Source organism: Kitasatospora sp. NBC_00240 (assembly GCF_026342405.1).
GTDB lineage: Bacteria > Actinomycetota > Actinomycetes > Streptomycetales > Streptomycetaceae > Kitasatospora.
In genome coordinates this window covers 7468748-7494910 of record NZ_JAPEMU010000001.1, presented here as the reverse complement: position 1 = coordinate 7494910, position 26163 = coordinate 7468748, and the positions used below count along the sequence as shown (strand labels likewise).

The following is a 26163-nucleotide window of genomic DNA, read 5'->3' as shown; positions in this document are numbered from 1 at the left end:
TGCCTACTCCCCCGTGTAGGCCTTCTCCAGGGCGGCGAAGTCGAACTTGACCATCGAGAGCATCGCCGCGGTCACCCTCTGCGCCTTCTCCGGGTCCGGGTCACTGATCCGTTCGATCAGCCCGACCGGGATCACCTGCCAGGACACCCCGAACTTGTCCCTGAGCCAACCGCAGGCGACCTCGGCGCCGCCCTCGGTCAGCCTCTCCCAGTAGTGGTCCAGCTCCTGCTGGTCCGCGCAGAAGAGCTGGAACGAGATGGCCTCGTTGAAGCGGAACTCCGGGCCGCCGTTGAGGGCGACGAACTTCTGGCCGTTGGCCTCGAACTCGACGGCCATCACGCTGCCGGCCGGGCCCGGACCGGCCTCGGTGTAGCGGCCGACCCGGCCCAGCCGCGAATTCTGGAAGACCGAGGTGTAGAACGCGGCCGCCTCCTCGGCCTGCCCGTCGAACCAGAGGCATGTGGTGAAGCCGTCGCTGGTCATCGTCTCTCCCTTGTCCGTGAGCGAGTGTGTCCCGGCAGCCGGCCCGGCCCTCGACGGATCGGTCCCCGCACGGGTGGCCCCGCACAGCACTGCCCGTGGGCGGAACCTCCCGGGGGCGGGCCGCTGCTCCGAGTGTCCCCGTCCGCGGCCGGACACACCGGCCGCCACCCCGGCCCGGGCGCGATCTCGTTTCTCGCTTCTCCCGCGCTCCGGGCCGGAGCCCCTTGGCGGGTGCCGGCCCGGAGGGCGAGCGCGGCAGGCCGAGGTGACGAGCTGCCAGGACCGCTCGTACTCCCCCGCTCAGTCGGTCCGGGTCGTACCCTCGCCGCCCGCCGGGCCGTCCCCGACCGCACCGGTCGGGCCGGTCGGGCCGGTCGGGCCGGTCGGGCCGGTCGGGCCGGTCGGAGCGTCCGTCGCCTCGACGGCCTCGGTGAGCCACGCGATCCAGAAGGTTTCGAGCCCGATGCCCGCCCGCAGCACCACGTGCTGCAGTCGGTTCTCGTCCGCGGCCTTCTCGGGCGGGAAGTCCCGTTGCTCGATCTCCAGGTAGTCGTTCAACTGGCGCTGGTGCAGGGCGAGATGACGCCGCAGTTCGGCGTCCAGGCCGGGCAGGCCGAGCACCGCCGCGGCCCGCAGCCGAAGCAGCAGCGGGTCGCGGACGGCCTTCGGGTCCTGGCTCTCGGCCGTCCAGCCTGCGAGTTCCGTGCGGCCGGCCGGCAGGACTTCGTACTCCTTGCGCTGCCCGCGCGAGGGCGGCTGGGGAACGGCGCTGATCAGGCCGGCCTGCTCCAGCTTGCCGAGTTCACGGTAGATCTGCTGGTGGGTGGCGGACCAGAAGAAGCCGATCGACTTGTCGAACCGCCGGGTCAGCTCCAGCCCGGAGGACGGCTTCTCCAGCAGGGCGGTGAGGATGGCGTGCGGCAGCGACATGGGAGGAGCTTAATCCGGCGGCTCCGGGCGCGGCCGGTCGGATCCTGGCCGGTCAGGGCCCACCGCGGTCCGGGCCCCCACCCGGTCGGCCCCCACCGGCTCGGGGACCGACCGGTCCGGGCACGACCCGTCGGAGCGCGCCCTGTCAGAGCGCCGCCGCCAGGCGGGTGCCCTGGTCGATGGCGCGCTTGGCGTCGAGTTCGGCCGCCACGTCCGCGCCGCCGATCAGGTGCGGTTCCAGCCCCTGTGCCCGCAGGGCGTCGTAGAGGTCGCGGCGGGGCTCCTGCCCGGTGCAGAGCACCACGGTGTCGACCGGGACGATCCGCTGCTCGCCGTCCAGGGTGATGTGCAGGCCCTCGTCGTCGATCCGGTCGTAGCTCACGCCGGCGACCATGGTGACGCCGCGGTGCTTGAGCTCGGTGCGGTGGATCCAGCCGGTGGTCTTGCCCAGGCCGGCGCCGACCTTGCTGGTCTTGCGCTGGAGCAGGTGGACGGTCCGCGCCGACTGGTGGCGGACGGGCTCGCGCAGGCCGCCCGGGCCGCGGTGCTCGGTGTCGACACCCCACTGCTCGAAGAAGGCCTCGGAGGTCCGGCCGGTGCCCGCCCCCGGGTCGGTGAGGTACTCGGCGACGTCGAAGCCGATGCCGCCCGCGCCGAGGATCGCCACCCGCTCCCCCACCTCGGCCTTGTCGCGCAGCACGTCCAGGTAACCCACCACGCTCGGGTGGTCGGTGCCCGGGATGTCGGGGGTGCGCGGGCGGACGCCGGTGGCGATCACGATCTCGTCGTACCCCTCGGCGGTGAGGGTGCCGGCGGTGACGGGGGTGGAGAGCCGGACGTCGACCTGCTGGGCCGCCAGCTGGTGGCGGTAGTAGCGGATCGTCTCGTCGAACTCCTCCTTGCCCGGCACCTGGCGGGCGATGTTGAGCTGGCCGCCGATCTCGGGTGCGGCGTCGTAGAGGGTGACGGCGTGTCCGCGCTGCGCGGCGGAGACGGCGAAGGCGAGGCCGGCCGGGCCGGCGCCGACCACGGCGACCCGCTTGCGCAGCCGGGTCGGGGTGAGCACGATCTCGGTCTCGTGGCAGGCCCTGGGGTTGACCAGGCAGGAGGTGATCCGCCCGCTGAAGGTGTGGTCGAGGCAGGCCTGGTTGCAGCCGATGCAGGTGTTCACCGCCTCGGGTGTGCCGGCGGCGGCCTTGGCGACGAACTCGGGGTCGGCCAGCAGCGGGCGGGCCAGCGAGACCAGGTCGGCGAAGCCGTCGGCGAGCAGCTGCTCGGCCAGTTCGGGTGTGTTGATGCGGTTGCTGGTCACCAGCGGGATGCCGACCTCGCCCATCAGCTTCCTGGTGACCCAGGTGTACGCGCCGCGCGGCACCGAGGTGGCGATGGTGGGGATCCGGGCCTCGTGCCAGCCGATGCCGGTGTTGATGATGGTGGCGCCGGCCGCCTCGACGGCCTTGGCGAGCCGGACCACCTCGGGCAGCGTCGACCCGCCGGGGACGAGGTCGAGCATGGAGAGCCGGTAGATCAGGATGAAGTCCGGCCCGACCCGCTCGCGCACCCGCCGGACGATCTCCACCGGGAGGCGCATCCGGTTCTCGTACGAGCCGCCCCAGCGGTCCTCGCGGTGGTTGGTCCGGGCGGCGATGAACTCGTTGATCAGATAGCCCTCGGACCCCATGATCTCCACGCCGTCGTAGCCCGCCGACCGGGCGAGCGCGGCGCAGCGGACGAAGTCCTCGATGGTCCGCTCGACCTCCTCGTCGGTGAGGGCGTGCGGCGGGAACGGGCTGATCGGGGCCTGCAGGGCGCTGGGCGCGACCAGGTCCTCGTGGTAGGCGTACCGGCCGAAGTGCAGGATCTGCATCGCGATCCGGCCACCCTCGCGGTGGACGGCGTCGGTGATCAGGCGGTGCTCCTGGGCCTCGGCCTCGGTGGTGAGCTTGGCGCCGCCCGACCAGGGCCGGCCCTGCTCGTTGGGGGCGATGCCGCCGGTGACGATGAGGCCGACGCCGCCGCGGACCCGGGTGGCGTAGAACTCGGCCATCCGCTCGAAGCCGTGCTCGGCCTCCTCCAGCCCGACGTGCATGGAGCCCATCAGCACGCGGTTGGGCAGCGTGGTGAATCCCAGGTCGAGCGGGCGCAGCAGGTGGGGGTAGGCGCTCATCCGGTCACTCCTCGTACGACGGTGTCGCCACACGGTAGGACGCCGCCCGCCCTTATGCAACAAGTTGCACATGTGGCGGACGCAACGCTCCCCCGCACCACCGCCGGTCCGCCGGGCTCACGGCCGCCCTCGCCGGGGGCTCAGGTCGCCCGCCCGCCGCCGCCCGCACCCGCGTCGATCAGGCGCGCCCGCCCGCCAGGCTCGCCAGGACGGAGGCGGCCGCCCGGTCCGGGGCACCCGCGGACCGGTCGAGCAGGCCCTCCACCGACCAGTGCAGAATCTCCCCCGCCGCGGTGAGGGTCAGGGTGAGGCCGGTCTCGAAGCGCTCCGCATGGACGGCGGCGTCCGAGTCGGGGGCCTGCCGGTGGAGGGTGTCCAGCAGCGCCGCGGCGAACGCCTCGTCCCGCGCCCGGACGGCCGGGTCGCAGCCGGCCAGCGCGTCGGCGACCCCGGGGTCGGCCGGGTCGTAGTGCTCCAGGTGGGGCAACAGCTCCGCGGCGCCGAGGATCGCCGCCGCCCGGAAGGTGAGCACGTGCGCGCCGGCCTCGTCGTCCAGCAGCTCGGCGAGCAGCGGGACGGCCCGCGGGTCGCGCCGGCGGGCCAGGCCGCGGATGCCCTCCTCGCGGGCCGCGGCGTACTCGTCCGCCGTGCGGTTCCACAGCGCGGCCCGCACCTCCGGGGAGTCCGCCTCGACCTGGAACCCCAGGGCGAACGTGGCCCAGTTGCGGACTTCCGGGTCCGCGTCCCCGGTCAGGCGGATCAACGCGGGGAGGACCCGGCCCGGATCGTCCGTGGACACCGGGGGGAGCGCCTCGGCCACCGCCCGGCGGACCTCGGGGTCCGGGTGAGCGGCGAGCGCGAGCAGGACGGGGACGGCCCGCGCGTCCTGGCCGGCGCCGAGGGCCCGGACGGCCGCACGCTGCACCTGGTGGTCGGGCTCGTCCTCGGCGGCCAGGGCCAGCACCGCCGCGGTGACCGCCTCCCGGACCGGCTCGTGGCGGTCGGCCGCCTCGGCCAGCAGGTCGCAACCGGCCCGCCGGACCAGCGGATCGGCCGAGTCCAGCAGGCCTGGGCCAAGCCGCACCGCCCATGCGCCGTCCTCGGCGACGTCCGAGAGCAGCGCCCGCAGCGCCGTGCGCGCCCCGGGGCCGGCCCGGCGGGCGGCCTGTTCGATGAGGGCCGAGTCCGACTCCGTGTCCATCCGCGCATTCTCGCCCAGTGCCGCGCCGGGTCCGCCGGCCGGGTCGGCCCGAACCGGCCACCGCCCGGCCCGGCAGGCCCTGACCTGGCCTGGCCTGGCCTGGCCTGGCCTGGGCCGTCCGGGTGTGCCGGGACGGCCCGCCGGGTGTGTCCGCCCGGGGGCGCCCCGCCCGCCCTGCCTACGGTGGGCGCAGGACGGGCGGCGATCCGGGCCCGGCCGCCGGACAGCGCCCCGGGGCTCGTCACCGGACCGCGGGAGGGAACGACATGCCACCCAGTCGCCGGGAGTTGCTGGCCGCCCTGGCCGGAGCCGCCCTGACGGGCTGCCAGGCGTCCGGCGGGGACGGCGGGGGCGCCGGGGCCGCCGCGCCGGTCCGGCCCGCCGGCTCCGCCCCCGCGACCACCGCGCCTTCCGCCCCCGCCACGGCCGCCGCCCCCGGCGACCCCGCGGCCGACGCCGTCCCGGGCTCGGCCGACCCGCCGCCCGGGGCCGCGAGCCGCGCCGAGGCGGTCACCCGGGCCGACCTGGTGAGCCGCTACGGGCAGGCGGAGCCGACCAGTTGGGGGTTCGACGGCCCCGGCGTGCTCAGCCGGCTGCCGTCCGCCGACGCGGCGATCGCGCTGACCTTCGACGCCTGCGGCGGGCCGCAGGGCAACGGCTACGACGAGGCACTGATCGGGTTCCTCCGGGACCGGGCGGTACCGGCGACGCTCTTCCTCAACTCGCGCTGGATCGACGCCAACCTGCCGGTCTTCCGCGCGCTGGCGGCGGACCCCCTGTTCGAGATCGCCAACCACGGCACCCGGCACTGCCCGCTGTCGGTCTCCGGGCGGTCCGCCTACGACATCCCCGGCACCCGCGACGTCGGCGAAGTCGTCGACGAGGTCACCGGCAACCGGGCCGGACTCACCGAACTGCTGGGCCGCCCACCGCGGTTCTTCCGCTCCGGCACCGCCTACCTGGACGACGTGGCGGCCCGGATCGTCGCCGACCTCGGCGAGCGCTTCGCCGGCTTCACGGTCAACGGCGACGGTGGCGCCACCTTCACCGCCGGGCAGGTCCACACCGCGGTCACCGCGGCCGGGCCGGGGGCGATCGTGCTGGCCCACATGAACCACCCGGCCGCCGGCACAGCCGCGGGCATCGCCACCGCGGTCCCCCGGCTGCTGGACGAAGGGCGCCGGTTCGTCCGCCTCTCGGACGCCGTGCCCTGAACGCCCGCACGCCCCGGCGCGTCCTGAGCGCGTCGGGGCGTGCGGGTCGGTCGGCCGGCTGCCGGCCCGAACGGACCTTCCCCACGCCCGACTTCGTTGTCGGGCACGGGGCAGGTGGCGCAGCAGGCGGTGGCGGATCGGGGGCGGCGGGGCCTTCGCCGTTGTGCGTGGTGCTATTTGACGGATCCGGCGGTGAGGCCGGAGACGACCTGGCGTTCGATGAAGGCGAACAGGACGACGACGGGGAGGATGGCGACGACGGATCCGGCGAAGAGGTAGTTCCACTGGACGGTGTAGTTGCCGATGAAGTTGTTGATGCCGACGGTGAGGGGCTGGCTCTCGGGGACGGTGGTGAGGCGCAGGCCCATCACGAATTCGTTCCAGGCGGAGATGAAGGTGAAGATGAGGGCGGTGACGATGCCGGGCATGGCGAGGGGGATGGTGACGCGGCGCAGGGCGCCGAGTCGGCCGAGGCCGTCGATCTGGGCTGCTTCCTCCAACTCCACCGGTATGGAGGAGATGTAGGCGGTGAGGATCCAGATGGCGAACGCGAGGTTGAAGGCGGCGTTGCAGATGATCAGGGTCCAGACCGAGTTGAGCATCCCGAACTGGTAGAACTCGCGGTAGAGGCCGACCAGCAGGGAGGTGGGCTGGAACATCTGGGTGACCAGGACGAGCAGCAGGAAGAGTTTGCGGCCGCGGTACTTGATGCGGGCGGTGTAGTAGGCGGCGGGCAGGGCGACGAGCAGGACGAGCAGGGTGGAGCCGGCGGCGACGAGCAGGGTGACGCGCAGGTTGCCGCCGAGGGTGGAGTCGGTCCAGACCTTGATCAGGTTGGACCATTCGAAGTGCGAGGGCAGGTAGGTGGCGTCGCGCAGTTCGTCGGCGGGCCGCAGCGCGGTGACGATCATCTCCAGGTAGGGGATGAGGAACAGCGCCGCCAGCAGCCACGCGACCGCCGCGACGACCACCGTACGCGGCCGGATCGGCTTGCGGACCTTGGCGGTGGAACGGGCTTCGCCGGAGCGGGACCTGCCGGCCCCGCCGGCGGTGGCGGCGGGCCGCACGGCCTCGGCGGTCACGGTCGGCGCGGCCCCGGCGGGTGCCGGGTCGCCGACGGGCGCGGCGGCGGTGGTTTCGTGCTGAGACATCAGTTCTCTCCCTCGTTCCAGCGGCTGACCTTGAGGAAGAGCAGCACCATGACCACGACCAGGCCGAAGTTGATCACGGACATCGCGGCGGACTCGCCGATGTCGGTGTTCATCAACTGGAAGGCGAACACGGTGCTGGTCGCGGTACCGCTGTTCGGGCCGCCCTGGGTCATGCCCCAGATGACGGGGAAGGAGTTGAAGACGTTGATCAGGTTGATCACCAGGCCGACCAGCAGCGCGGGGCGCAGCAGCGGGAGGGTGATCAGGCGGTAGGTCTGCCAGGGGCCGGTGCCGTCGACCTTGGCGGCCTCGTAGACCTCGGCGGGGACGGTCTGCAGGCCGGCGAGGATGGTGTAGGTGGTGAACGGCAGTGACACGAACACCGCGACCAGGACCATCCAGGGTTTGGCGGAGCCGGGGTCGCCGAGCCAGTCCTGCGGGCCGTCGATGATCCCGAGGTCGGTGAGGGCGGTGTTGAGGACGCCGGCTGTGCGGTCGAGCATCCACTTGAAGCCGATGGCGGTCATCAGCACGGACGCGGCCCAGGGGGCGATCAGCGCCCAGCGGGTGAGCCGGCGACCGGGGAACTGCTGGTTGAACAACTGCGCCAGGGCCAGCGACAGCACCATCGTCAGCACGACCACGACGACCGTCCAGACCAAGGTCCAGCCGAGCACCGGGACGAAGTCCGGCTCGTCGAAGAGCTTGGAGTACTTGTCGAAGCCGGCCGATCCGCGGACGAAGCCGGTGGTGCTGATCCGCAGGAAGGAGGTGTGGACCATCTCGTAGACGGGCCAGAGCACCACGAGCAGGATGAGCAGGACGGCCGGGGCGATCCAGGGCAGCGGACCGAGCCTGGCCAGGCCGGAGCGCCTGCCCGCCGGGGTGCCCCGGCGTGCCCGGTCGGCACCGGGCTCGGCGGTCTTGAGCGACACGGGGTAAGGCCTTCCCTTGGTGTGCGGCGGTGTGGGCCGCCGCACGGTGTGCGGTGGTGGTGCGCGGTGCGTGCGGGGCGCGGGGAGCGCGGTGCGCGGGCACGGAGTACACAGATGCTGTGTGCGCGGGAGCCGGGTGCGCGGGGCGGGCGTACGGGGATGTCGCGTACGCGGGCCCTGCCTGCGCTCGTCGGCTGTGCCGGCTCTTCGCAGGCCCGGCGTTGCGGGTGCGTGAGCGGTGCTGGTGCGGGTGTGTGAGCGGTGGTGGTGCGGGTGTGTGAGCGGTGGTGGTGCGGGTGTGTGAGCGGTGGTGGTGCGGGTGTGCGGTGGCCCTTGCGGAGCGAGCGCGGTGCTGCGGGTACGGTGCTGCGGGTGCGGTGCGTCGGGCCGGTGCCGGCGGTGGGGCCGGCACCGGCCCGAGGGGCACTACTTGTCGGCGGCCGCGGCTTCGGCCTTCTTCTGGAGGTCGCCGAGGACGGCGGCCGGGTCGCCGGCGACGGCGGTGCCACCACTCTTCTTGATCTCCGCGGACACCGCGTCCCAGCTGGTGTCACCCAGCGGGTAGAACGCCGCCGACGGCAGCAGCGCGAAGAACGGCTCCAGGTCCGCGTGCTTCCCGCTCGCCGTCATCTCCTTCAGCGTGTCCTGCGTCACCGGCATCAGGTTGTACAGCTCGTCGAACTTGAGGGTGTTCTCCTTGTTGTACGCGAAGTCCAGGAACGCCTTCACCTGCGCCTGGTGACCGTTCTTCTTGAACGCCATCACCCAGTCCGCCACACCCAGCGTCGACTTCAGCGGCCCCGCCTTGCCCGGGATCGGCGCCACCGCGTAGTCCACCTTCCCGTCCTTCGACTTCTGGATCAGCGACGGGTGCCCGTTCAGCATCGCCGCCTTCCCCGCACCGAAGTCCGCGAACGCCGTCTTACGATCCGTCGTCGCCGGGTTCGGGTACGTCAGACCCGGGTCCACCAGGTTCGCCTTCAGCCACGAGAACGTCTCCACGTTCGCCGCCGAGTTCAACGCGTACTTCCCCGACGCGTCCGTCACCCCGCCGCCGTTGCCCAGCTCCCACATCATGCTCTCGCCCTGCGCCTCCTCCGGGCCCAGCGGCAGCGCGTACGGGGTCACACCCGGAACCTTCGCCTTGATCAGCTCCGCGTCCTTCTTCACCTCGTCCCACGTCTTCGGCGCCTCGGTGATCCCCGCCTGCGCGAAAATCGCCTTGTTGTAGAAGAACGCCCGCGCCGAGGACACGAACGGGATCCCGTACTGCGTCCCCTTCACCTGACCCGCCTTGGAGAACGTCTCGATGAAGTTCGACTGCGTCGCCGGCGACAGCACGTCCGCCGCCTTGTACAGCAGATCGTCCGCCACCTTGTCCGCGTACCCACCCGTCTGCAGCACATCCGGGTAGTTCCCCGACTGGATCATCGTCTTGACCTGCTTGTCGATGTCGTTCCAGTTGACCACCTGGACATCGACCTTGATCTTCGGGTTCGCCGCCTCGAACCCCTTCACCACACCGTCCCAGTACGCCTTCGACCCGTTCGCCGCCGAGTCACCGTAGTCCGCCGCCACCAACTTGATCGTCGTCGTACCACCCGACGAAGCATCCGAACCACCACCACTGCTGCCACAACCCGTCAGCACCAGCGCACCGGTCACACAGGCCGCCGAAAGGAGAAGTACAGATCGGTTCATGGGAGTTACCGCCTTATGAGTTGACCTGAAGCCACCTGTGGAGGGGCTTCGAAGAGTGGGGGACGGGCAGGATCGGGGCCGAGGGTGACGCTGCCGGCCCGTGAACGCCCGGATGCTTTTCGACTGAACTTTTCGACTGCGCGGTGTGCGGCCGTGCGCGCGGCCGCAGCATGCGGGACCGCGAGGTCGGCGCCAGTGCCTGGTCAAGGCTGCGGGCCACCGTCGTCTGCCGCGTGAGTCAGAGTGCACCACCTGCGGACAGAGGCCTAGACCTCTTTACCGAATCGATGCTGGGGGTGCAGAGGGTGCCTCGAAAGTGGCCGCCGAGCAAAGAAATCGGCACTTGGTACAGACCAAGTCCCCGTCAGTTCCCCTTCCGGGCGGGTCCGCCGGCGTCAGCGCCCACGGAGATCGGACAGCCACGGTAGATGGTTGCGTGCAGGAACAAAAGAGGAAAGGGGTTGCCCGCCCCCGACATCGGAGGACGGGCAACCCCTGAGCGGGCGCCGCACCGCGCCACCCGGGCCTGCGGGCGGCGATCCGGACCGGCCGAAGGCGCCCCGTGCCCCACGGCCGGACCGGCATCAGGCCGCCCGCAAGGCACCCACCAGCCACTCGACCGCCGGGGCCAGCGCGGGCGCCGGCGGCCGCCCGTCGACCACCGCCACCAGGTGCCAGTACCGCTCGTACCGCGAGTCGGCGGCGACCTCCAGCCGCTCCAGCAGCCAGGCCCGGAACTCCGGGCCGTCCTCCCGCCCGGACAGCCGCGCGTAGGCGCCGACGAGCTCGTCCACGACCGGCCGCGCCGCCGCCGAGGCGGGACCGACACCGGCGGCGCGGGCCGCTGCCGTCCGCCCCCGGAGCAGATCGGCCAGCCGGGCGGCCGCCTCCGGGTCCGGTTCCGCCACCTGATCGCGGGAGCCGACCTGGTCGGCGGCCGCCCGGCGGACACCGGCCCGGAACTCCGGGTCCTGGACCAGTTCGGCCAGTTCCACCCACGCGTCCACCTGCTCCGCCGTGGGGTCGTCCGGCAACCGCGGCATGGCCGCCTGCAGCCCGGCCAGGAACTCCGGGCCGACGTCCAGGCCCTCGAAGACCTGGTCGATGAAGTCGTTGATCAGACCGGTGCGTTCCCGGTCGGAGAGCTTGGCGAGCCTGTGCATCAGTTCCATCTCCTCGGGTGTGGCCCCTCGCCCGGCCGCCGCGCGCAGGATCGCCCTGCGCAGCTGCAGCGTGCGGATCTGTGCGTCCAGGGCCTCGGCGTGCACCGCCGCGACCTCGGCGAGGCCGATCTCCTGAGCCAGCACCCGCTGGATCGCGGCGAGATCGACCCCGAGGTCACGCAGGGTGCGGACGAGGCCCAGCCGGACCAGCGCGTCCTGGCCGTACAGCCGGTAGCCGGCGGGGGTGCGGGCGGTCGGCGGCAGCACTCCCGCATCGGACCAGAACCGGATGGTCTTGACCGTGAGACCGGTCAGCCCGGCCAGCTCGCCGATGCTGCGGAGGGTGTCGTCGTCCATGTCCGCCACTCTGGGGTCTCCCCCCGCAGGAGACTCAAGCCTAGGGCTTGGGAGGGTTTCGCGACCGCCCGGGGACGGCTCGCCCGCGCGCCCCGGAGCGGCCCCCACCGGCCTGCCGGGCGGGCCGGCGGCGACCGCCCGGACACCCCCGCCGTCCGGAACGCGATCTTCAAACCCTGGTAAAAACGCCCCCTGGCCAGTCATCATGTACCTGGCGGGCCCCTGCCGGCGCGGGATCCCGCCGGTCGTGGGCCAAGAACGCGAGCCTGGGAGGTACAAGGGGTGCTGGCTGTCGTGGGGCTGAGCGACCTGGCCGAACGGCTCTACACCGACCTCGTCACCCATGGCCCGGCCGGCGCCGGCGAACTCGCCCGGCGCTCCGGCACCCCACCGGACGAGACCACCGTCGCGCTCGGCGAGCTGGCCGCCCAAGGGCTGATCGCGGCCCGGCACGACGACAGCACCCGTCCCGCCCCCGAAGGCGCCCGGGCGAACCGCACCACCACCGAAGGCGCCTCCCCCGCCGCGCCCGGCCCCGCTGCCCCCGCGCTGCCCGGCCCCGGCCCCGAGGACGCCGCACCCGGGCAGCCCGTCCTCCGGTACTCCGCCGCGCCGCCCGCCGTCGCCCTGGAGGCCCTGCTCGCCGGCCGGCGGCACGCCCTGCGGCAGGCGGAGCTCTCGGCGGCCGCCCTGGCCGAGGCCTACCGCGCCGCGACCTCCGACGACGCCCACCGGGACCTGGTCGAGGTGGTGGTCGGCCCGGCCGCGATCGGCCACCGGGTCGAGCAGGTCCAGCGCGGCGCCAAGCACGAACTGCTGGCCCTGGTCACCGGCCAGTACGACGTCGTCCCGGCCGACGCGACCGGCGCCGAGACCGAGGCGGTCGAGCGCGGCGTGGCCTACCGCGTGGTCATCGGACGGCACTCCCTCGGTGCTCCGCACACCGCCGAAGCCCTGTTCGAGGCGCTCGGGCGGGACCAGCGGATCAGAGTGGTCGACCAGGTCCCGACCAAGCTGATCATCGCCGACGGCACCCTCGCCCTCGTCCCGCTGACCACGCCCGGGGAGGCCGGGGAGCCGGCCGCCCTGCTGGTCCGCGCCCCCGGGCTGGTGAACCTGATGACCATCCTGTTCGAACAGGTCTGGGCCTGGGCCCAGCCGCTCGGCCTGGAGGCCGGCCTGCCCGTGGTCGGCAACGCCCCGGCCGGCGAGCCCGTCGGCACCGACCGCCGGATCCTGGCCCTGCTGCTGGCCGGCTCCACCGACCAGGCCGTGGCCAACCAGCTCGGCCTCGGCCTGCGCACCGTTCAGCGGCGGATCAAGGCCGTCATGGAGCTCGCCCACGCCGAGACCAGGGTCCAGCTCGGCTGGCAGGCCCACCGCCGGGGCTGGGTGGAGGACTGAGCACCCGGCCCGGGGCGCCGCCGCGCCGCTCGACCCCGGAGCCCGCGCCCGGTCCTTCGCCGCGCAAATCCGGTCGGCCCGACCGCCGGACGTGACTAGGGTCGGGAACCATGCGAATTCTTGTGTTGGGCGGTACGTCGTTCGTCGGCCGGGCCGTGGTGGAGGACGCGCTGCGGAGCGGGGCCGACGTCACCCTCTTCGGCCGGGGCAGAACCGGGACCGGCCTGTTCCCCGGCCTGACCCGACTGGCCGGCGACCGCGACACCGACGACTACTCCGCGCTCGGCCAGGGCCGTTGGGACGCGGTGGTGGACGTCAGCGGCTACGTCCCACGTCACGTCGGCCGGGCGATGGACGCACTGGCCGACCGGGTCGGCCGCTACCTGTTCATCTCCAGCAACGCGGTCTACCGGCGCAGCGGCGTAGGGCCCGGCGCCGACGAGGACGCGCCGCGGCGTACCCCCGTACGCGACACCGAGGAGCTCGTCGAGGAGACCTACGGCCCGCTCAAAGTGGCCTGCGAGGATGACGTGGTGGCCCGCTACGGCCCGCGGGCGACCGTCGTACGGCCCGGAAAGGTGGCCGGCCCGCACGACCCCTCCGACATGTTCACCTACTGGGTGCGCCGGGCCGCCCGCGGCGGCCGGGTCGCCCTGCCGGGCGACGCCGACCAGCCCGTCCAGATCGTCGACTCCCGTGACCTCGCCCGCCTGGTGGTGCAACTGCTCGCGGACGACCGCCCGGGCGCCTACAACGCGGTGGGCCCGGCCGAGCCGGTCACCCTCGGCGGGCTGATCCGGACCTGCGCGCAGGTCGCCGGCACCCAGGTGGAGATCGTGCCGGTCTCGCCCGACGGCGTGGCGCCCTTCTTCCCCCTCGTACGGGACAACTGGCCAACTCAGCAACGCAGCTCGGCCCGCGCCCGGTCGGCCGGCCTGCCCGCCACCCCGCTGGCGGTGACCGCCGCCGACGTCCTCGCCTGGGACCGCGGACGCGGCGAGCCGCCGCTGCAGAGCGGATTCACCCCGGAGGAGGAGCGGGCGGCGCTGGCGCGACACCGCGGCGAGGCCCCCAACGGGTGAGTCACCGGCAGGAGGCGCCGAGGCCGCGCGACCTCCACCGAATCCGTTCGGCCGGTCCGGCGCCCGACTTCGACGGCCGCTCGGCACCACGAAAACGGAACGCCGTCATTTCCGTTCGACTCCCTCCCGGCAAGTGGCGATACGGCACGCCGTCGTCGAAAGGCGGCCGCCCGACAGAGCTTCGCCCGCGAATTCGGTGGAACCGGATCGTCCGCACGACATGTCCGCCAAGATGTTCGGGCTCTTCCGGACGCCTCCGGATTCCGTGGCACGCCGGGCTGTAAGAAGACCGGACGAGCAGAACTGGCAGCCAAGCGCTGGGCCAGGACCAGACCCGGTGGTCGCACGGACGCGGGGCGCGGCCGGCTGCCTGCCCTGCCTCGCGCCTCGGTGACACGCGGACGGGACGGCCTCCGCCCGCGGCCGGCGGGCGCGCGGGCGGGGGCCGACCGCGCGGTCAGTTGATCAGCCCCTGCGTCCACGGGTCCTCGGCGAGGGTGCGCCAGGGGTGGGTCCGCTGCGCGAAGGCCGGCGGGTCGACGGCCTCCACCAAGGTGTCCACCGCACAGCGCAGCGTCTGCTGGACGTCGAAGGCCTGCCACTCGACCGGGGGTTCGTACTCCCAGCGGGACCGTTCCCGGGTGAGCGTCTCGATGATCCAGCAGACGTGGAGCAAGGCCGAGACGTCCTGGTTCAGGTACCCGTACGGGATGCCGTCGCCGGTGCCGAGCGCCTCCAGACGCCCGGTCGCGCCGTCCAGCGCAATCGGGATGTCCGCCCCCAGGGTGCCCAAGTACAGCCGGTCACGGTTTGCGGCCCGCGGGCTGTCCGAGGTCTCCGGCTCCTCGGACAGCGCCTCGAACCACCGGGGCCGGGCCTGTGCCAGGGGGCGCAGCGGCCCGCCCCCGGCCTGGAACAACTCGTACCCGACCGGCAGGCCGACCTCCGCCAGCAGGCGCCGGGTCGGTTCATGGGTGAGCTCGGGCGGCAGTTCCTCGGACGAGAAGCGGTACACCGTGACGTCCCCCTCGTCCTCGCCTTCGTCGTCGTCCGGCTCCATGAGGTCGGCCACCAGCTCCGGCGTCAGCACATGGGCGAGTTCGCCCGGGCCGCCCGGCCGCGCTCCCCACCCCAGGGAGGCCAGCAGGACAGCCGTGCTCCAGTGCGGCGCCGGGCCGAGCGGGTGGAAGACCTCGGGATCGACGGCGCGCATCCGGTCCTCCGCCACCTCCGCCACCACGCGTGCGATCTCCGGGCCGCGTGCCCCGTCGAGGACCGCCGGATCACGAGCCGCCCGGGTCAGCGCCGCCACCTCGCGGATCAACCCGACCAGCCTCGAGAGGTCGGAGGCGAGCAGGTCGAGCAGCGGCGCACCGCCACGGCCGGGGGCCGCGAGGTAGACCCTGCCGTCCGCCATGTCCAGCACCACCTCGGCATTGCGGTCCTCCGTGGTTCCCAGGACCAGCAGCCCTCCACCGCCCGGCACTTGGTCGGCCCCGCCGATCTCGGCGAAGGTCGGCAGCCCCGACCCGGCGCCCTCCAGCAGCCTCAACCCGCCCTCGGCCGCGGGAAGTCCGGCCTCGACGAGGAAATGCCGGCTCGGCGCGTGCGTCAGCGCTTCGGGCAGCAGGTCCGACGGGACGCGTGCGACGGCATGCTCCCCGCACCACGCCGTCAGGTCCTCGGCCGTCGTCCCGAACCGCTCGTCCATCGCTCCGCCCCGTTCGTTCGGCCTCGGCCCCACCGGTGCCGGGCGGGCGGGCCGTACCCGCCGGCTGCAGCCGGCCCGGCACCCCGCCCGACGAACGACCTTATCGGCAGCCTGCGGACGGGCGGGCCGGCGGTGCCGGCCTCGGGGCCTGTCCCGGCCGCCGTCCTCCTGGCCGACTGTCAGTGACCGGAGGTAGCCTTCCGTGTACGCATCGCCACCGGCCTCGCCGGCGGGGCACAGGGAGGTTCGGATGGCCGCTCGGGGCAGTGACGGCAAGGGCTTTGACCAAGCGTCGACGGCGCCACGCAGTCCGGCGGCCCGCCGGGCGCGTCGGCTGCGGCGGGCGCTCGTCCCGTTGTGGCTCGTGCTGGCGCTGGCCGCCTCCCTCGGCGCGCCCGGAGCGGCGGCGGCCGAGGAGGGCGGAGCGCCGACCGCGGGGGCGGCGGGGCTGGGCGATCCGCTGTTTCCGCTGGACGGGAACGGCGGCTACGAAGTCCGGCACTACACCCTGGACTTCGACTGGTCGGCGCCACGGACGGCGTTCCCCGCGGTGGCCACCGTGGACGCGGTGGCGACACAGTCGCTGTCGCGGTTCGACCTGGACTTCGCCGGGAACCTGCTCGGCCGGGTCCTGGTGGACGGCCGGCCGGCCGCGACCGCGCGGGAGGGGGACGAGCTGGTGGTGACCCCGCAGCGGGCGGTCCGGCGGGGGCGGCCGTTCAGCGTCCGGGTCGAGTACACCGCGGATCCGACGCAGCTGCGGCACCGGGACGACGCGATCGAGGACTACGGCTGGATCCCGACGCCGGACGGGACGGTGCTCTACCCGCAGCCGAACGGCGCGAAGATGATCTTCCCGGCGAACGACCACCCCAGCCGCCGGGCGCCCTTCACCTTCCACATCACCACCCCGCGCGACCTGACCGCCGTCGCCAACGGCACCCTGACGGGGCGCCGGGAGGTGGGCGCGGACCAGGTCCGGTGGAGCTACGAGTCCGGGCAGCCGATGGCGACCCAGCTGGTGCAGGTCGCCATCGGCCGGTTCACCGTGCTGACCGGCACCGGCCCGGGTGGGCTGCCGCTGCGCGACGTGATCCCCACCGACCTGGTCGACCGGGTGGAGCCGTACCGCCGGCTCACCCCCGGCCACCTGGCCTGGCTGGAGCAGCGCCTCGGCCGGTACCCGTTCGGCACGTACGGCGTCCTCGCCGCGCACACCGACCTCGGCGTCGCGCTGGAGACCCAGACCCTGTCGCTGCTCCCCGAGGCCGACCTGCTCGGCAGCCAGGTCGACGCGGAGCGCGACCTGGTGCACGAGCTGGCCCACCAGTGGTTCGGGGACAGCGTCGGCCTCAAGGCCTGGTCGGACCTCTGGCTCAGCGAGGGCCACGCACGCTTCTACGAACGGCTGTACTCCGAGGAGCACGGCGGCGTGAACTTCGAACAGACCATGCGGGCCGCCTACCAGGCCCACGACCTCTGGCGCCGGGACTACGGCGCGCCGGCCGCGCCGACCGAGCCCGCCCTCTTCAAGCGGATGCGGTACGACGGCTCCGCCCTGGTCCTGTTCGCGCTGCGCGAGCAGGTCGGCGACCCGGCGTTCCGGGCGGTGGAACGGGCCTGGGTCGAGCGCTACCGCGACCGGCCGGCGGGGACGGCCGACTACGTCGAACTGGCCTCCCGGATCACCGGCCAGGACCTCCGCGGCTTCCTCACCGCCTGGCTCTACGGGGACCACACCCCGCCGATGCCGGGGCACCCGGACTGGACGGTCGACCGGGTGCCGGCGGGCGCGGCCGCCGGCTCCTGAGAGCACGGCCCCTGGCGGGCCCGCGAGGAAGGGACGGCGTACCGCCCTCCCCCGGGGCCGCGCAGGTCCGGGCGCCGGCGGAGGGTGGTGTGCGGCCGGCGGCGGGCGGGGCACTACGCTGGCCGCCGCAGCCCCGGTCGGGGCCGGACCCGCCGTGACGGAGGAAGACCGATGGTTCTGGACCTGCGATTCGCCGACGGCGGCCGGCTGCGGATCGGCGCACCGGAGAGCTCGCGGTCGGTCGCCCTGCTGCCGGGGCTCGGCGTGCACCGGCTGACCTTCCGCCTCCGGGTCGAGACCGTCGTGGCGTCCAGCGGCTGCAACCACGTCCACCTGGGAGGCGAGGCATGGGCCGAGCACCTGGGCAGCGGCCCGCACTGGATCGGGCTCCTCGCACCCACCGTGGTACCGCTGGCCCCCGCCGGCGGCGCGGCCGAGGCCGCGCTGTCGATGGCGGTCACCAACGACCAGGTGCTCGCGCTGGAACGAGCCCGGGGCGGACGGGAACTGCCGCTGCGGCTGGACCTCGCCGCCACCCTGCCGCAGAGCACCGCGAACCCCTGCGCGCAGGGGCAGGAGGCCCGCCGGGTCGCCGCCGAGGACTGGGACGCCCAGGTCCAGGCCCTCACCACGATGCTCGCCGGGCCGGACGCGGGCGCCGGCCGGCGCTGAGCCGGCCGCCTCCCGTACCGGGCCCGGCACCGACCGGGCCGGGCTCACAGCTCAGGACTCACAGCTCAGGACTCACGGCTCACCACTCAGGGCTCACGGCTCAGCCGGCCGCCGGACCCGGCCGGGGCAGCACCGGTGCGGTTCGCAGGGCCGCCGGCCGCTGTGACGAAGGATCCGGATCGGCGCCGGCCGCTCACCCCCCGGGCCATCCTTGACCTGCGCCGGAGCGCCCAAATAGGCTGGTGGCATGGCAGATTGGCGGACCGACTTCACCCTGGTCGGCATCGGCGGCTCGTGGCACCGCAGGTGCTTCGACGAGCGCTGTCCCGCCCGCGGCGGGCACTGACCGTCCACGGAACGTCGCCCCGGAACGCCGCCGCGGAACGCCCCCAGGCCATGCGCCGGCCACCCGACCGGCCACCCTCTCGGCCACCACGCGCCTCGGCCGGTCCGAAGCCCTGCGGGCTCGGGAGCGGCCCCGGCCTGACGGCGGCTCATGGCACGGCGAGCCGCGCCGTCGTACCCCTCGCGCCGTACCGGGCGCGACCTCAGCCACCCTCGATGGGAACGCCCCGCCTTGCCGCAACGCCCCGACGCCCCGGCGCCCACCCGCACCCCGAACCCGACCCGGAGTCCGGCCCGCACCCCGACCGCCCCGACGGCCCGTGCCACCGCTCGCACCCCGGCCCCCGCACACGGCCAGGAGCTCGGCGCCTTCCTCCGGGCCCACCGCGAGCTGCTCAAACCCGCCGACGTCGGCCTGACCGCGTCCTCCCGACGGCGCACCCCGGGCCTGCGGCGGGAGGAGGTGGCCTCGCTCTCCGGGGTGGGCCTGGCCTGGTACACCTGGCTGGAGCAGGGCCGGGTGGCGGCCTCCCGGCAGGTGCTGGAGGCGGTCGCCCGTACCCTGCGGCTGGACCCGCTCGCGCGGCGGCACGCGCTGCGGCTGGCGGGCTTCCACGAACCGGCCGGTCCGCCGACCGGGGCGGGCGCCCGCGCGGCGCTCGGCGCGGCCGTCCGGCCGGTGCTGGACTCCTGGCCGGCCGGCCCGGCGGTGCTGCTGGACCGCTACTTCGACCTGCTCGCCTGGAACTGCGCCTGGAGCGCCGTGTGGGGCGCGCCCGAGGCGGTCTCCGCGGAGCGGCGCAACCTGATGTGGCTGATGGTCGCGGACCGGCGGCTGCGGAACGCCGTGCACGACTGGGAGCCGCTGGCGATGAACGTCTTCCAGCACTTCCGGGCCCAGGCCGGCCCGGCCGTCGCCGACCCGCGCACGGCCGAACTGTACGACTGCCTCGACCAGGACGTACCGGAGTTGCGGCACTGGTGGGGCTGCCGATCGGTCGCGGAGCTGACCGCCCGTACGGTCACCGTGGAGCTGCCGGGCGCGGGGCCGGTCCGGCTGTCGCTGTCCTCGTTCCGGCCGGTCGACGACCCGTCGGCGCTGGTCCTGCTGCTCACCCCGGTGACCGCCGAGGACGCCGCCCGGGTGACCGCACGGGTGGCCGGCGCGGCGCTCCCGGCGGTCGGGGAGGACCTCTCCGAGGTCAGGCCGGGCCGCTCTGGTCGAGGGTGACGACCGCCTCCGCCGTGTACATCAGGAAGGTCAGCGACTCCTGCAGGTAGAGCTGCACGCTGTCGTCGTCGTGCGCGTGGTAGCCGATCGCCAGGTCCTGGCCGAGGTGCAGTTCGTAGTCGCCGCCCCGGGTGGAGAGCAGCAGCGCGCCCTCGATCGCGGGCGCCCAGATGATCTCGCCGTCGAGCAGCCGGGCCAGGTGGTTGTGCACCGGGTAGCCGTGGTCGGACGTCTCGTTGACGGCGGTGTAGGCCTCGGCGCCGAGCAGCAGGGAGTACGGGCCGTTGACGCCGGCCAGCCGGAGCGCGGTCAGCGCGCGGCTGACGGTGTTCGGGTAGTCCCGGACGTCGGCCGGCAGGGTGAGCGCCGGGTTGGACGAGCTCTCCCGGATACCGGCGATCGCGGCGGGTCGGTAGCCGTCGAAGACCACCCGGTCCTCGGCCCGGGCCATGGTGAGTGCGGCGTCGTTGACGGGCTGCCAGTCGGAGTCCTTGGCGCCGCGTTCGACGTCGTCCACGGCCCGCCGGTCGACGGCGAACGGCACTCTCAGCTCCACCACCGGCTTCGAGCGCCGGGCGTGCGCGCTGACGCCCTCGACCGGTGGGGCGATGTCCTCCAGATGGCCGATCCCGACCGCCGCCAGGGTCTCGCCCTCCGGGCCCTGCAGGTCGACCACGCGTCGCCCGGCGACGTGCAGTTTGAAGGTGCGCCTGGCCTCCTCCTCGATCTCGGCCCAGGCGGCGGCGGAGATCGGGGCGAGTTCGCGATGCAGGTTGTTCATCGGACGGTGCTCCTTTTCAGACTGCCGATGCCGAGCGAGCCGTCCGCGCCGGCGGGTACGGGCGCGGGCTCGCGCTCGGGTACGGACGCCGGGTCCGGCGCGAGGTCCGGCGCGGGCGGCGGACCGGCGAGGTGCCGGTCCCGCGCCTCCTCGGCCGGCGGCCCGGGCAGATCCCCGAGCAGGGCGGCCGTGGGGGTGAAGAAGAGCGACCCGGTGACGGGGGTCGAGAAGTCCAGGATGCGGTCGTAGTTGCCCGGCGGCTTGCCGAGGAACATGTTGCGCAGCATCTCCTCGGTCACCGCCGGGGTACGGGAGTAGGCGATGAAGTACGTCCCGAACTCGCCCCGGCCGACCGTCCCGTACGGCATGTTGTCGCGCAGGATCTGCAGCTGCGAGCCGTCGGGGGCGTTCACCGTGTTGAGCGCCACATGGGAGTTGGCGGGTTTGGCCTCGTCGTCCAGCTCGATGTTGGCGGACTTGGTGCGGCCGATCACCCGCTCCTGCTCCTCGACCGGCAGGTCGTTCCAGGCCTTCATGTCGTGGACGTAGCGCTGCACGACCACATAGCTGCCGCCGGCGAAGTCCGGGTCCTCGGCGCCGATGACGACGGCCTCCTCGGCGGCCCGGCCGGCCGGGTTCTCGGTACCGTCGACGAAGCCCATCAGGTCCCGCTCGTCGAAGTACTTGAAGCCGTGCACCTCGTCCACCACCCTGGCGGCGCCGGCCAGCCGGTCGACGACCTGGGCGGCCAGCTCGAAGCAGAGGTCCATCCGGTCGGCGCGGATGTGCAGCAGCAGATCGCCCGGGGTGGAGACGGCCCGGTGCCGGGCGCCGACGAGCTCCTGGAAGGGGTGCAGACCGGCCGGGCGGGGGCCCGCGAACATCCGCGCCCAGAGGGCCGCACCCACGCTGGTGACGCAGGTCAGCCCGGCGGTGGGGACCCGGGAGCCGACCGAGCGGCGCAGCCCGGCCAGCTCGGGCAGCAGGTCCCGGACGGCGGCTTCACCCCCGGGGGCCACCACCGCCACCAGGAACACGGCGGCGCTGGTGAGCGGGCTGAGCACGGCCTGGGGGTCGGCGGCGGGCGGGGTGGCAGCGGCCGCGGGCCGGTCGTCGGAGGGCTGGGCCGGCTGGCCCGCGGGCGGCGTCATGGCAGCACAAGTCCTGGGGTTCGGCGACGGGCCACGGGTCACGGCGGCCCTTCGACCGAGTATCCGGTCGCGCCTTCGTCCCGGCCACCGCTGTCGCGGCGCCGGGACCAGGGTGGACGGCGCCTGCGGGCGGCCCCCGGCGGGCGGGTGGCCCGCCGCGCGGTGCCTGCGGTCACAACGGGCCCGTCCGCCCGGGTCTGCCGGCCCGAGCGGGGCCGTCAGCGCCGGCCGGACACCGCGGCACCCGATCGGACCAGCCCGGCCGCCGGACGCGCTCCGCGGGCCCGTACCCGATCGTCCCGGGCGGCAGTCCCGCCCCCGCCGGGGCGAGGGTCGGACGCCAGGGCGCCGTCGGACGCCGGGGCGAGCGGGCGGACGCCCGGGCGACAGGTCGACCGCCCGCCGTCAGACCCGAAGCGCCGCCAGCTGCTCGGCGAACGGGACCACCGCTTCGGCCTGCTTCGGAACCGCCGGCCGGCGGTCCATCAGGCCCGCCAGCTCCCCCGCCGCCCGGTCGATCCGGGCCGGCAGTTCGTCGGTGTGGGCGTCACCGCCGCTGCCCCAGTCGTCCGTCGCCGCGTAGACGGCCGTCGGCACGACGATCGCCCGCAGGTAGCTGAACAGCGGCCGGACGGCGTGCTCCAGCGCGAGCGAGTGCCGGCCCGTCCCACCGGTGGCCGCGATCAGCACCGGCTTGCCCGCCAGCGTGTCGTTGTCGATCACGTCGAAGAACGACTTGAACAGGCCGCTGTAGGAGGCGGTGAAGATCGGCGTCACCGCGATCACGCCGTCCGCCCGCGCCACCGCCTCCACGGCCTCGCGCAGCGCCGCGCCGGGGAACCCGGTGACGAAGTTGTTCGCGATCGCGGTGGCGAGGTCCCGCAGCTCGATCACCTGCACCTCGACCCGGTCCGCCCCCAACTGCCGGGCGGCGGAAGCGGCGAGACGGTCCGCCAGCAGGCGCGTCGAGGAGGGCTTGCTCAACCCGGCCGAGACGGCCACGAGTTTCAGGGTGTTCATGGTGCTCACCTCTCTGCTTCCGTGCTCGGGTCGGGTCAGACGGTGCTGCCGGCGGCCGGCGCGGCCTCGGCGGCGTGCCGGGCGACCAGGGCCCGGTGGGTGGGACCGTCCGGGACCTCGGCCGGCCGGCCCTTGGCGAACTCCTTGCGCAGCACCGGGACGACCTCCTCGCCCAGCAGGTCGAGCTGTTCCAGGACCGTCTTGAGCGGCAGGCCGGCGTGGTCCATCAGGAACAGCTGGCGCTGGTAGTCGCCGAAGGTCTCGCGGAAGGCGAGGGTCTTCTCGATCACCTCCTGCGGACTGCCGACGGTGAGCGGGGTCTGCTCGGTGAACTCCTCCAGCGACGGCCCGTGGCCGTAGACCGGCGCGTTGTCGAAGTACGGACGGAACTCCCGTACCGCGTCCTGGGAGTTGCGGCGCATGAAGACCTGCCCGCCCAGACCCACCACGGCCTGCTCGGCGGTGCCGTGGCCGTAGTGCGCGTAGCGCTCGCGGTAGAGGTTGACGAGCTTCTTGAAGTGCTCCTTGGGCCAGAAGATGTTGTTCGCGAAGAAGCCGTCGCCGTAGTAGGCGGCCTGCTCGGCGATCTCCGGGCTGCGGATCGATCCGTGCCAGACGAACGGCGGGACGCCGTCCAGCGGGCGCGGGGTGGAGGTGAAGGACTGCAGCGGGGTGCGGAAGCGGCCCTCCCAGTCCACCACGTCCTCACGCCACAGCCGGTGCAGCAGTGCGTAGTTCTCGATCGCCAGCGGTATGCCCTGGCGGATGTCCTGGCCGAACCACGGGTAGACCGGCCCGGTGTTGCCACGCCCCATCATCAGGTCGACCCGGCCCTGCGCGAGGTGCTGGAGCATCGCGAAGTCCTCCGCGATCTTCACCGGGTCGTTGGTGGTGATCAGGGTGGTGGACGTGGAGAGGACGATCCGCTCGGTCTGCGCGGCGATGAAGCCGAGCATGGTGGTCGGCGAGGACGGCACGAACGGCGGGTTGTGGTGCTCGCCGGTCGCGAAGACGTCCAGCCCGACCTCCTCGGCCTTCAGGGCGATCGCCACCATCGCCTTGATCCGCTCGTGCTCGCTCGGCGTCCGGCCACTGGTGGGGTCGGGCGTGACATCACCGACGGTGAAGATTCCGAACTGCATGCTGCTCACCACTGCTCACCACATCCCATGTCATTGAAACTTCAACCACTGTAGCACCCCGCCTTCCCGCGCTATTCCCGGTCCACCCCCGGGCCGGGGCGCCACCTCCCCGCCCCGGCCGGGAAATACGGCGGGCGCCCCGGCGGCGGGCGCGCCCACAATGGAGGGAAGCGACGACCGACCCGGAAGGGCGGAGAGGCGATGCCCTACATCGCGGTGAGTGCGCTGAGTCATGAGGGGCTGATCCGGGAGCACAACGAGGACAGCCTGGTGGCCGGGCCCTGGACGCTCTGCGCCACGGTGACCGGCAACCCCCAGACCCTGCTGTTCCCGCTGGGGCCCGAACCGTGCGTGATCGCGGTGGCGGACGGACTGGGCGGCCACCCGGGCGGCGAGGTGGCCAGTGCGCTGGTGGTCCGGCGGCTGGCGGCGGCCGGACCGGCACTGGGGAGCGAGGAGGCCGTCGAGGACGCCCTGCACACCTGCAACCGGGCGGTGTTCGAGGCGGCGGGGGCGGCCCCGGAGCTGACGGCGATGGGGACGACGGTGGCGGGGGTCGTCCTGCTCGCGGAGGCGGTCATCACCTTCAACGTGGGTGACAGCCGGGCCTACCGGGTGACCGGCGACGGACTGCTGCGGCTGAGCGTGGACGACAGCCCGCCCCTCGAACCCGGGCGGCGTACCACCTCGCTGGTCACCCAGACCCTCGGTGGATCCAGCGCCCTGACCGTCGTCCGGCCGCATGTCAGCAGCCGGCCGCTGAGCCTCGGGGACCGCTTCCTGCTGTGCAGCGACGGCCTCACCGACCCGGTACCGGAGGAGGAGCTGGCCAGGCTGCTCGCCGCATCGCACGAGGATGCCGAACGGGCCGACGCCCGGGCCTCGTTCGAGCTGTGGAAAGCCGCGATCGAGGCCGGCGGGCCGGACAACATCACCCTCGCCCTGGTCCGCGTCCGCGAGTGAACCCGTCCGCGAGTGAGCCTGCCCACGAGTGAACCCGTCCGCGAGTGAGCCTGCCCACGAGTGAACCCGTCCGCCGGTGGCCCCGCTCGGGAGCGGCCCCGTCCGGGGCGGGCGGGCGAGACCCGGCGGCGGCTCAGCAGACCGGCGCGGCGCTGTCCTGGGTGTAGTCGCGGCACCCGCCGAACGGAAGACGCAGGTCGATCCAGAGCAGCCTGCCAGCCGTCCGCGGCCCGACCACCCCGTCGGGCTCCAGGCCCTGGCTCCGCTGGAACTCGGCCACCCGGCCCCGGGTGGCCGGACCGAAGTCCCCGTCCACCACGAGGGGAGTGTCGAACCAGCTGTTGAGCGCGGTCTGGAGCAGCTCGACGGCGCCGCCCGTGCGGCCGAGGCAGAGCTGGTGTCCGGCGCGGGACGGGCGGGCCGCGACTCCCAGGGCGGCCAGGGCCACCGGGCCCACAGCGACGGCGAGCGTCCCGGTCCGCCGGAACCTGCCCGGCTCCCTCTGCTGCTCACTCCCGGCGGGACTGCCCACCCGACTTCCCTGCACGGGCCCACCTCTCCTCCGGCTGCGGTCGAACCCTCGGCCGCGATCGTGGCCGGTGCCGCCAACGGACGACCAACAGGCCGCCAACACCCGGCGGCCAGGGGCGCCGAAGCCGGGCCCACGAGCGCCCGCCGGGCCTGTCCGCCCTGAGCGCCACGGGCGGGCCAGGAGCGCGGCCCACGGTGCCCGCCGGCCGACCCGCACCGGCCGGCGATCGCCCGGGAGGAGCGATCGCGGTGCTACCGGGGGCCGCAGCCCCCGCTCGGCACGCCGGCCGCGCTCCGTGTCCCCGATCCTGCCCGCGCCCACCAACGGGCGGCCGACACGCCACCAACCTCACGCCGGGACGGTCCGGCCGCCGGCCCCCGCGGGGCCGCCGCCCGACGGGCAACGCACCACGATCAGGGGCACGCTGGAGGCATGTCCGAACGACCCGAGGCGCCGGTGCTGCGCCTGTTCCCGAAGGCCCTTGAGGCGTTCGGCCACCACGTGCGCCTGATCACCCCGCACCAGTGGCCGGCCGCGACCCCGTGCTCCGAGTGGTCCGTCCGGGACCTCGTCAACCACCTCACCGCCGAACAGCTCTGGGTCCCCGAACTGCTGATGGGGTCGACCGTCGCCGAGGTCGGCGCCCGGTTCGACGGGGACGTGCTGGACGAGAACCCGGCCGCCTTCTGGCAGAACGCCGCGGAAGCCGCCGAGGAGGCCTTCCGGGTGCCGGGGGCGGCCGACGTCACCGTGCACCTCTCGTTCGGCGACGTCCCCGCGACGAGCTACTGCGCCCAGCTGATCGCCGACGCCGTGGTGCACACCTGGGACCTCGCCCGGGGCCTCGACGCCGACCCCGGCCTCTCCGACGAGCTGGTGGACTTCGCGCTGACCGAGATCGACAGCTGGGGCGACCTCGCCACCACCGGCCTGTTCGCCCCCGCCCTGCCCGTGCCGGACGGCGCGAGCACCCTCACCCGACTGCTCGCCCTCACCGGACGCGGGGTCGGCCCCTGA

At 73.9% G+C, this 26163-nt stretch carries 22 protein-coding genes; 8 read left to right on the top strand and 14 right to left on the bottom strand.

The genetic code is table 11. From position 1 onward, the window contains the following. Nucleotides 1–3: 3 nt before the first annotated feature. The 4 genes from OG689_RS32150 to OG689_RS32135 form a co-directional block, all read right to left on the bottom strand. A complete protein-coding gene (locus tag OG689_RS32150; protein ID WP_266324355.1) occupies nt 4–483 on the bottom strand; it encodes a VOC family protein in 480 nt (159 codons plus the stop codon). Between the two features lie 300 nt (nt 484–783). Further along, entirely contained in the window at nt 784–1413 is a 630-nt protein-coding gene (locus OG689_RS32145) for a PadR family transcriptional regulator (protein WP_266324354.1), read from the bottom strand. A gap of 145 nt (nt 1414–1558) precedes the next feature. Next, complete coding sequence (locus tag OG689_RS32140) at nt 1559–3580, bottom strand: NADPH-dependent 2,4-dienoyl-CoA reductase (RefSeq protein WP_266324353.1); 2022 nt, start codon at nt 3578–3580, stop codon at nt 1559–1561. A 178-nt stretch (nt 3581–3758) separates the two neighbouring features. After that, nucleotides 3759–4781, bottom strand: coding sequence for a HEAT repeat domain-containing protein (locus OG689_RS32135; RefSeq protein ID WP_266324352.1), 1023 nt, complete (start codon nt 4779–4781; stop codon nt 3759–3761). 266 nt (nt 4782–5047) lie between these two features. On the opposite strand from OG689_RS32135, the gene OG689_RS32130 reads away from it, so the two are divergent. Beyond that, entirely contained in the window at nt 5048–5995 is a 948-nt protein-coding gene (locus tag OG689_RS32130; RefSeq protein WP_266324351.1) for a polysaccharide deacetylase family protein, read from the top strand. A 173-nt stretch (nt 5996–6168) separates the two neighbouring features. Here the strand turns inward: OG689_RS32130 and OG689_RS32125 are convergent, their stop codons facing one another. The 4 genes from OG689_RS32125 to OG689_RS32110 form a co-directional block, all read right to left on the bottom strand. After that, complete coding sequence (locus OG689_RS32125) at nt 6169–7146, bottom strand: carbohydrate ABC transporter permease (RefSeq protein WP_266324350.1); 978 nt, start codon at nt 7144–7146, stop codon at nt 6169–6171. Further along, a complete protein-coding gene (locus OG689_RS32120) occupies nt 7146–8081 on the bottom strand; it encodes a carbohydrate ABC transporter permease (protein ID WP_266324349.1) in 936 nt (311 codons plus the stop codon). The genes OG689_RS32125 and OG689_RS32120 overlap by 1 nt, the downstream gene beginning before the upstream one ends. 426 nt (nt 8082–8507) lie before the next feature. Next, nucleotides 8508–9782 (bottom strand): extracellular solute-binding protein, encoded by a 1275-nt coding sequence (locus OG689_RS32115; RefSeq protein WP_266323786.1) that lies wholly within the window; start codon nt 9780–9782, stop codon nt 8508–8510. 584 nt (nt 9783–10366) lie between these two features. Continuing rightward, nucleotides 10367–11302 carry a MerR family transcriptional regulator gene (locus OG689_RS32110; RefSeq protein ID WP_266324348.1) on the bottom strand — a complete coding sequence of 312 codons (936 nt, stop codon included), beginning with the start codon at nt 11300–11302 and terminating at the stop codon, nt 10367–10369. Nucleotides 11303–11584: 282 nt separating this feature from the next. Here OG689_RS32110 and OG689_RS32105 point away from each other — a divergent pair, with 282 nt between their 5' ends. Together OG689_RS32105 and OG689_RS32100 are read left to right on the top strand one after the other, a co-directional pair. Further along, complete coding sequence (locus tag OG689_RS32105; RefSeq protein ID WP_266324347.1) at nt 11585–12706, top strand: helix-turn-helix transcriptional regulator; 1122 nt, start codon at nt 11585–11587, stop codon at nt 12704–12706. A 110-nt stretch (nt 12707–12816) separates the two neighbouring features. Further along, entirely contained in the window at nt 12817–13788 is a 972-nt protein-coding gene (locus OG689_RS32100) for an NAD-dependent epimerase/dehydratase family protein (RefSeq protein ID WP_266324346.1), read from the top strand. Nucleotides 13789–14245: 457 nt separating this feature from the next. Here the strand turns inward: OG689_RS32100 and OG689_RS32095 are convergent, their stop codons facing one another. Continuing rightward, nucleotides 14246–15499, bottom strand: a complete 1254-nt coding sequence (locus OG689_RS32095; RefSeq protein ID WP_266324345.1) for an SUKH-4 family immunity protein — start codon at nt 15497–15499, stop codon at nt 14246–14248. A gap of 250 nt (nt 15500–15749) precedes the next feature. On the opposite strand from OG689_RS32095, the gene OG689_RS32090 reads away from it, so the two are divergent. From OG689_RS32090 to OG689_RS32080, 3 genes are all read left to right on the top strand, one after another. After that, nucleotides 15750–17309: a M1 family metallopeptidase gene (locus OG689_RS32090; protein ID WP_266324344.1), complete on the top strand. Its 1560-nt coding sequence runs from the start codon at nt 15750–15752 to the stop codon at nt 17307–17309. Between the two features lie 171 nt (nt 17310–17480). Continuing rightward, nucleotides 17481–17981: a hypothetical protein gene (locus OG689_RS32085; protein WP_266324343.1), complete on the top strand. Its 501-nt coding sequence runs from the start codon at nt 17481–17483 to the stop codon at nt 17979–17981. Nucleotides 17982–18558: 577 nt separating this feature from the next. Then, entirely contained in the window at nt 18559–19557 is a 999-nt protein-coding gene (locus OG689_RS32080; RefSeq protein ID WP_266324342.1) for a helix-turn-helix transcriptional regulator, read from the top strand. Here the strand turns inward: OG689_RS32080 and OG689_RS32075 are convergent. From OG689_RS32075 to OG689_RS32060, 4 genes are all read right to left on the bottom strand, one after another. Then, nucleotides 19529–20338 (bottom strand): family 1 encapsulin nanocompartment shell protein, encoded by an 810-nt coding sequence (locus tag OG689_RS32075; protein ID WP_266324341.1) that lies wholly within the window; start codon nt 20336–20338, stop codon nt 19529–19531. The two genes, OG689_RS32080 and OG689_RS32075, sit on opposite strands and share 29 nt — an antisense overlap. Next, on the bottom strand, nt 20335–21489 hold the full coding sequence (locus OG689_RS32070) for a Dyp-type peroxidase (protein WP_266324340.1): 1155 nt from the start codon (nt 21487–21489) through the stop codon (nt 20335–20337). Before OG689_RS32070 ends, OG689_RS32075 begins: the two co-directional genes overlap by 4 nt. 405 nt (nt 21490–21894) lie before the next feature. Next, on the bottom strand, nt 21895–22509 hold the full coding sequence (locus OG689_RS32065) for an FMN reductase (protein WP_266324339.1): 615 nt from the start codon (nt 22507–22509) through the stop codon (nt 21895–21897). A 35-nt stretch (nt 22510–22544) separates the two neighbouring features. Then, nucleotides 22545–23651 carry an LLM class flavin-dependent oxidoreductase gene (locus tag OG689_RS32060; RefSeq protein WP_266324338.1) on the bottom strand — a complete coding sequence of 369 codons (1107 nt, stop codon included), beginning with the start codon at nt 23649–23651 and terminating at the stop codon, nt 22545–22547. 201 nt (nt 23652–23852) lie between these two features. Here OG689_RS32060 and OG689_RS32055 point away from each other — a divergent pair, with 201 nt between their 5' ends. Beyond that, the gene (locus tag OG689_RS32055; protein WP_266324337.1) at nt 23853–24614 is read left to right on the top strand and encodes a protein phosphatase 2C domain-containing protein; all 762 of its coding nucleotides are present in this window, start codon (nt 23853–23855) and stop codon (nt 24612–24614) included. A gap of 133 nt (nt 24615–24747) precedes the next feature. Here the strand turns inward: OG689_RS32055 and OG689_RS32050 are convergent, their stop codons facing one another. After that, a complete protein-coding gene (locus tag OG689_RS32050; protein WP_266324336.1) occupies nt 24748–25146 on the bottom strand; it encodes a peptidoglycan-binding domain-containing protein in 399 nt (132 codons plus the stop codon). A gap of 432 nt (nt 25147–25578) precedes the next feature. Between OG689_RS32050 and OG689_RS32045 the strand changes: the two genes are divergently transcribed. Further along, entirely contained in the window at nt 25579–26163 is a 585-nt protein-coding gene (locus tag OG689_RS32045) for a TIGR03086 family metal-binding protein (RefSeq protein ID WP_266324335.1), read from the top strand.

Bases quoted from the DNA above. Each gene is read 5' to 3' on its own strand.
- OG689_RS32110 (WP_266324348.1), bottom strand. From the start codon at position 11,302: ATGGACGACGACACCCTCCGCAGCATCGGCGAGCTGGCCGGGCTGACC.
- OG689_RS32100 (WP_266324346.1), top strand. From the start codon at position 12,817: ATGCGAATTCTTGTGTTGGGCGGTACGTCGTTCGTCGGCCGGGCCGTG.
- OG689_RS32065 (WP_266324339.1), bottom strand. From the start codon at position 22,509: ATGAACACCCTGAAACTCGTGGCCGTCTCGGCCGGGTTGAGCAAGCCC.
- OG689_RS32135 (WP_266324352.1), bottom strand. From the start codon at position 4,781: ATGGACACGGAGTCGGACTCGGCCCTCATCGAACAGGCCGCCCGCCGG.
- OG689_RS32075 (WP_266324341.1), bottom strand. From the start codon at position 20,338: ATGAACAACCTGCATCGCGAACTCGCCCCGATCTCCGCCGCCGCCTGG.
- OG689_RS32140 (WP_266324353.1), bottom strand. From the start codon at position 3,580: ATGAGCGCCTACCCCCACCTGCTGCGCCCGCTCGACCTGGGATTCACC.
- OG689_RS32095 (WP_266324345.1), bottom strand. From the start codon at position 15,499: ATGGACGAGCGGTTCGGGACGACGGCCGAGGACCTGACGGCGTGGTGC.
- OG689_RS32145 (WP_266324354.1), bottom strand. From the start codon at position 1,413: ATGTCGCTGCCGCACGCCATCCTCACCGCCCTGCTGGAGAAGCCGTCC.
- OG689_RS32055 (WP_266324337.1), top strand. From the start codon at position 23,853: ATGCCCTACATCGCGGTGAGTGCGCTGAGTCATGAGGGGCTGATCCGG.
- OG689_RS32060 (WP_266324338.1), bottom strand. From the start codon at position 23,651: ATGCAGTTCGGAATCTTCACCGTCGGTGATGTCACGCCCGACCCCACC.
- OG689_RS32130 (WP_266324351.1), top strand. From the start codon at position 5,048: ATGCCACCCAGTCGCCGGGAGTTGCTGGCCGCCCTGGCCGGAGCCGCC.
- OG689_RS32125 (WP_266324350.1), bottom strand. From the start codon at position 7,146: ATGTCTCAGCACGAAACCACCGCCGCCGCGCCCGTCGGCGACCCGGCA.
- OG689_RS32085 (WP_266324343.1), top strand. From the start codon at position 17,481: ATGGTTCTGGACCTGCGATTCGCCGACGGCGGCCGGCTGCGGATCGGC.
- OG689_RS32045 (WP_266324335.1), top strand. From the start codon at position 25,579: ATGTCCGAACGACCCGAGGCGCCGGTGCTGCGCCTGTTCCCGAAGGCC.
- OG689_RS32115 (WP_266323786.1), bottom strand. From the start codon at position 9,782: ATGAACCGATCTGTACTTCTCCTTTCGGCGGCCTGTGTGACCGGTGCG.
- OG689_RS32070 (WP_266324340.1), bottom strand. From the start codon at position 21,489: ATGACGCCGCCCGCGGGCCAGCCGGCCCAGCCCTCCGACGACCGGCCC.
- OG689_RS32090 (WP_266324344.1), top strand. From the start codon at position 15,750: ATGGCCGCTCGGGGCAGTGACGGCAAGGGCTTTGACCAAGCGTCGACG.
- OG689_RS32150 (WP_266324355.1), bottom strand. From the start codon at position 483: ATGACCAGCGACGGCTTCACCACATGCCTCTGGTTCGACGGGCAGGCC.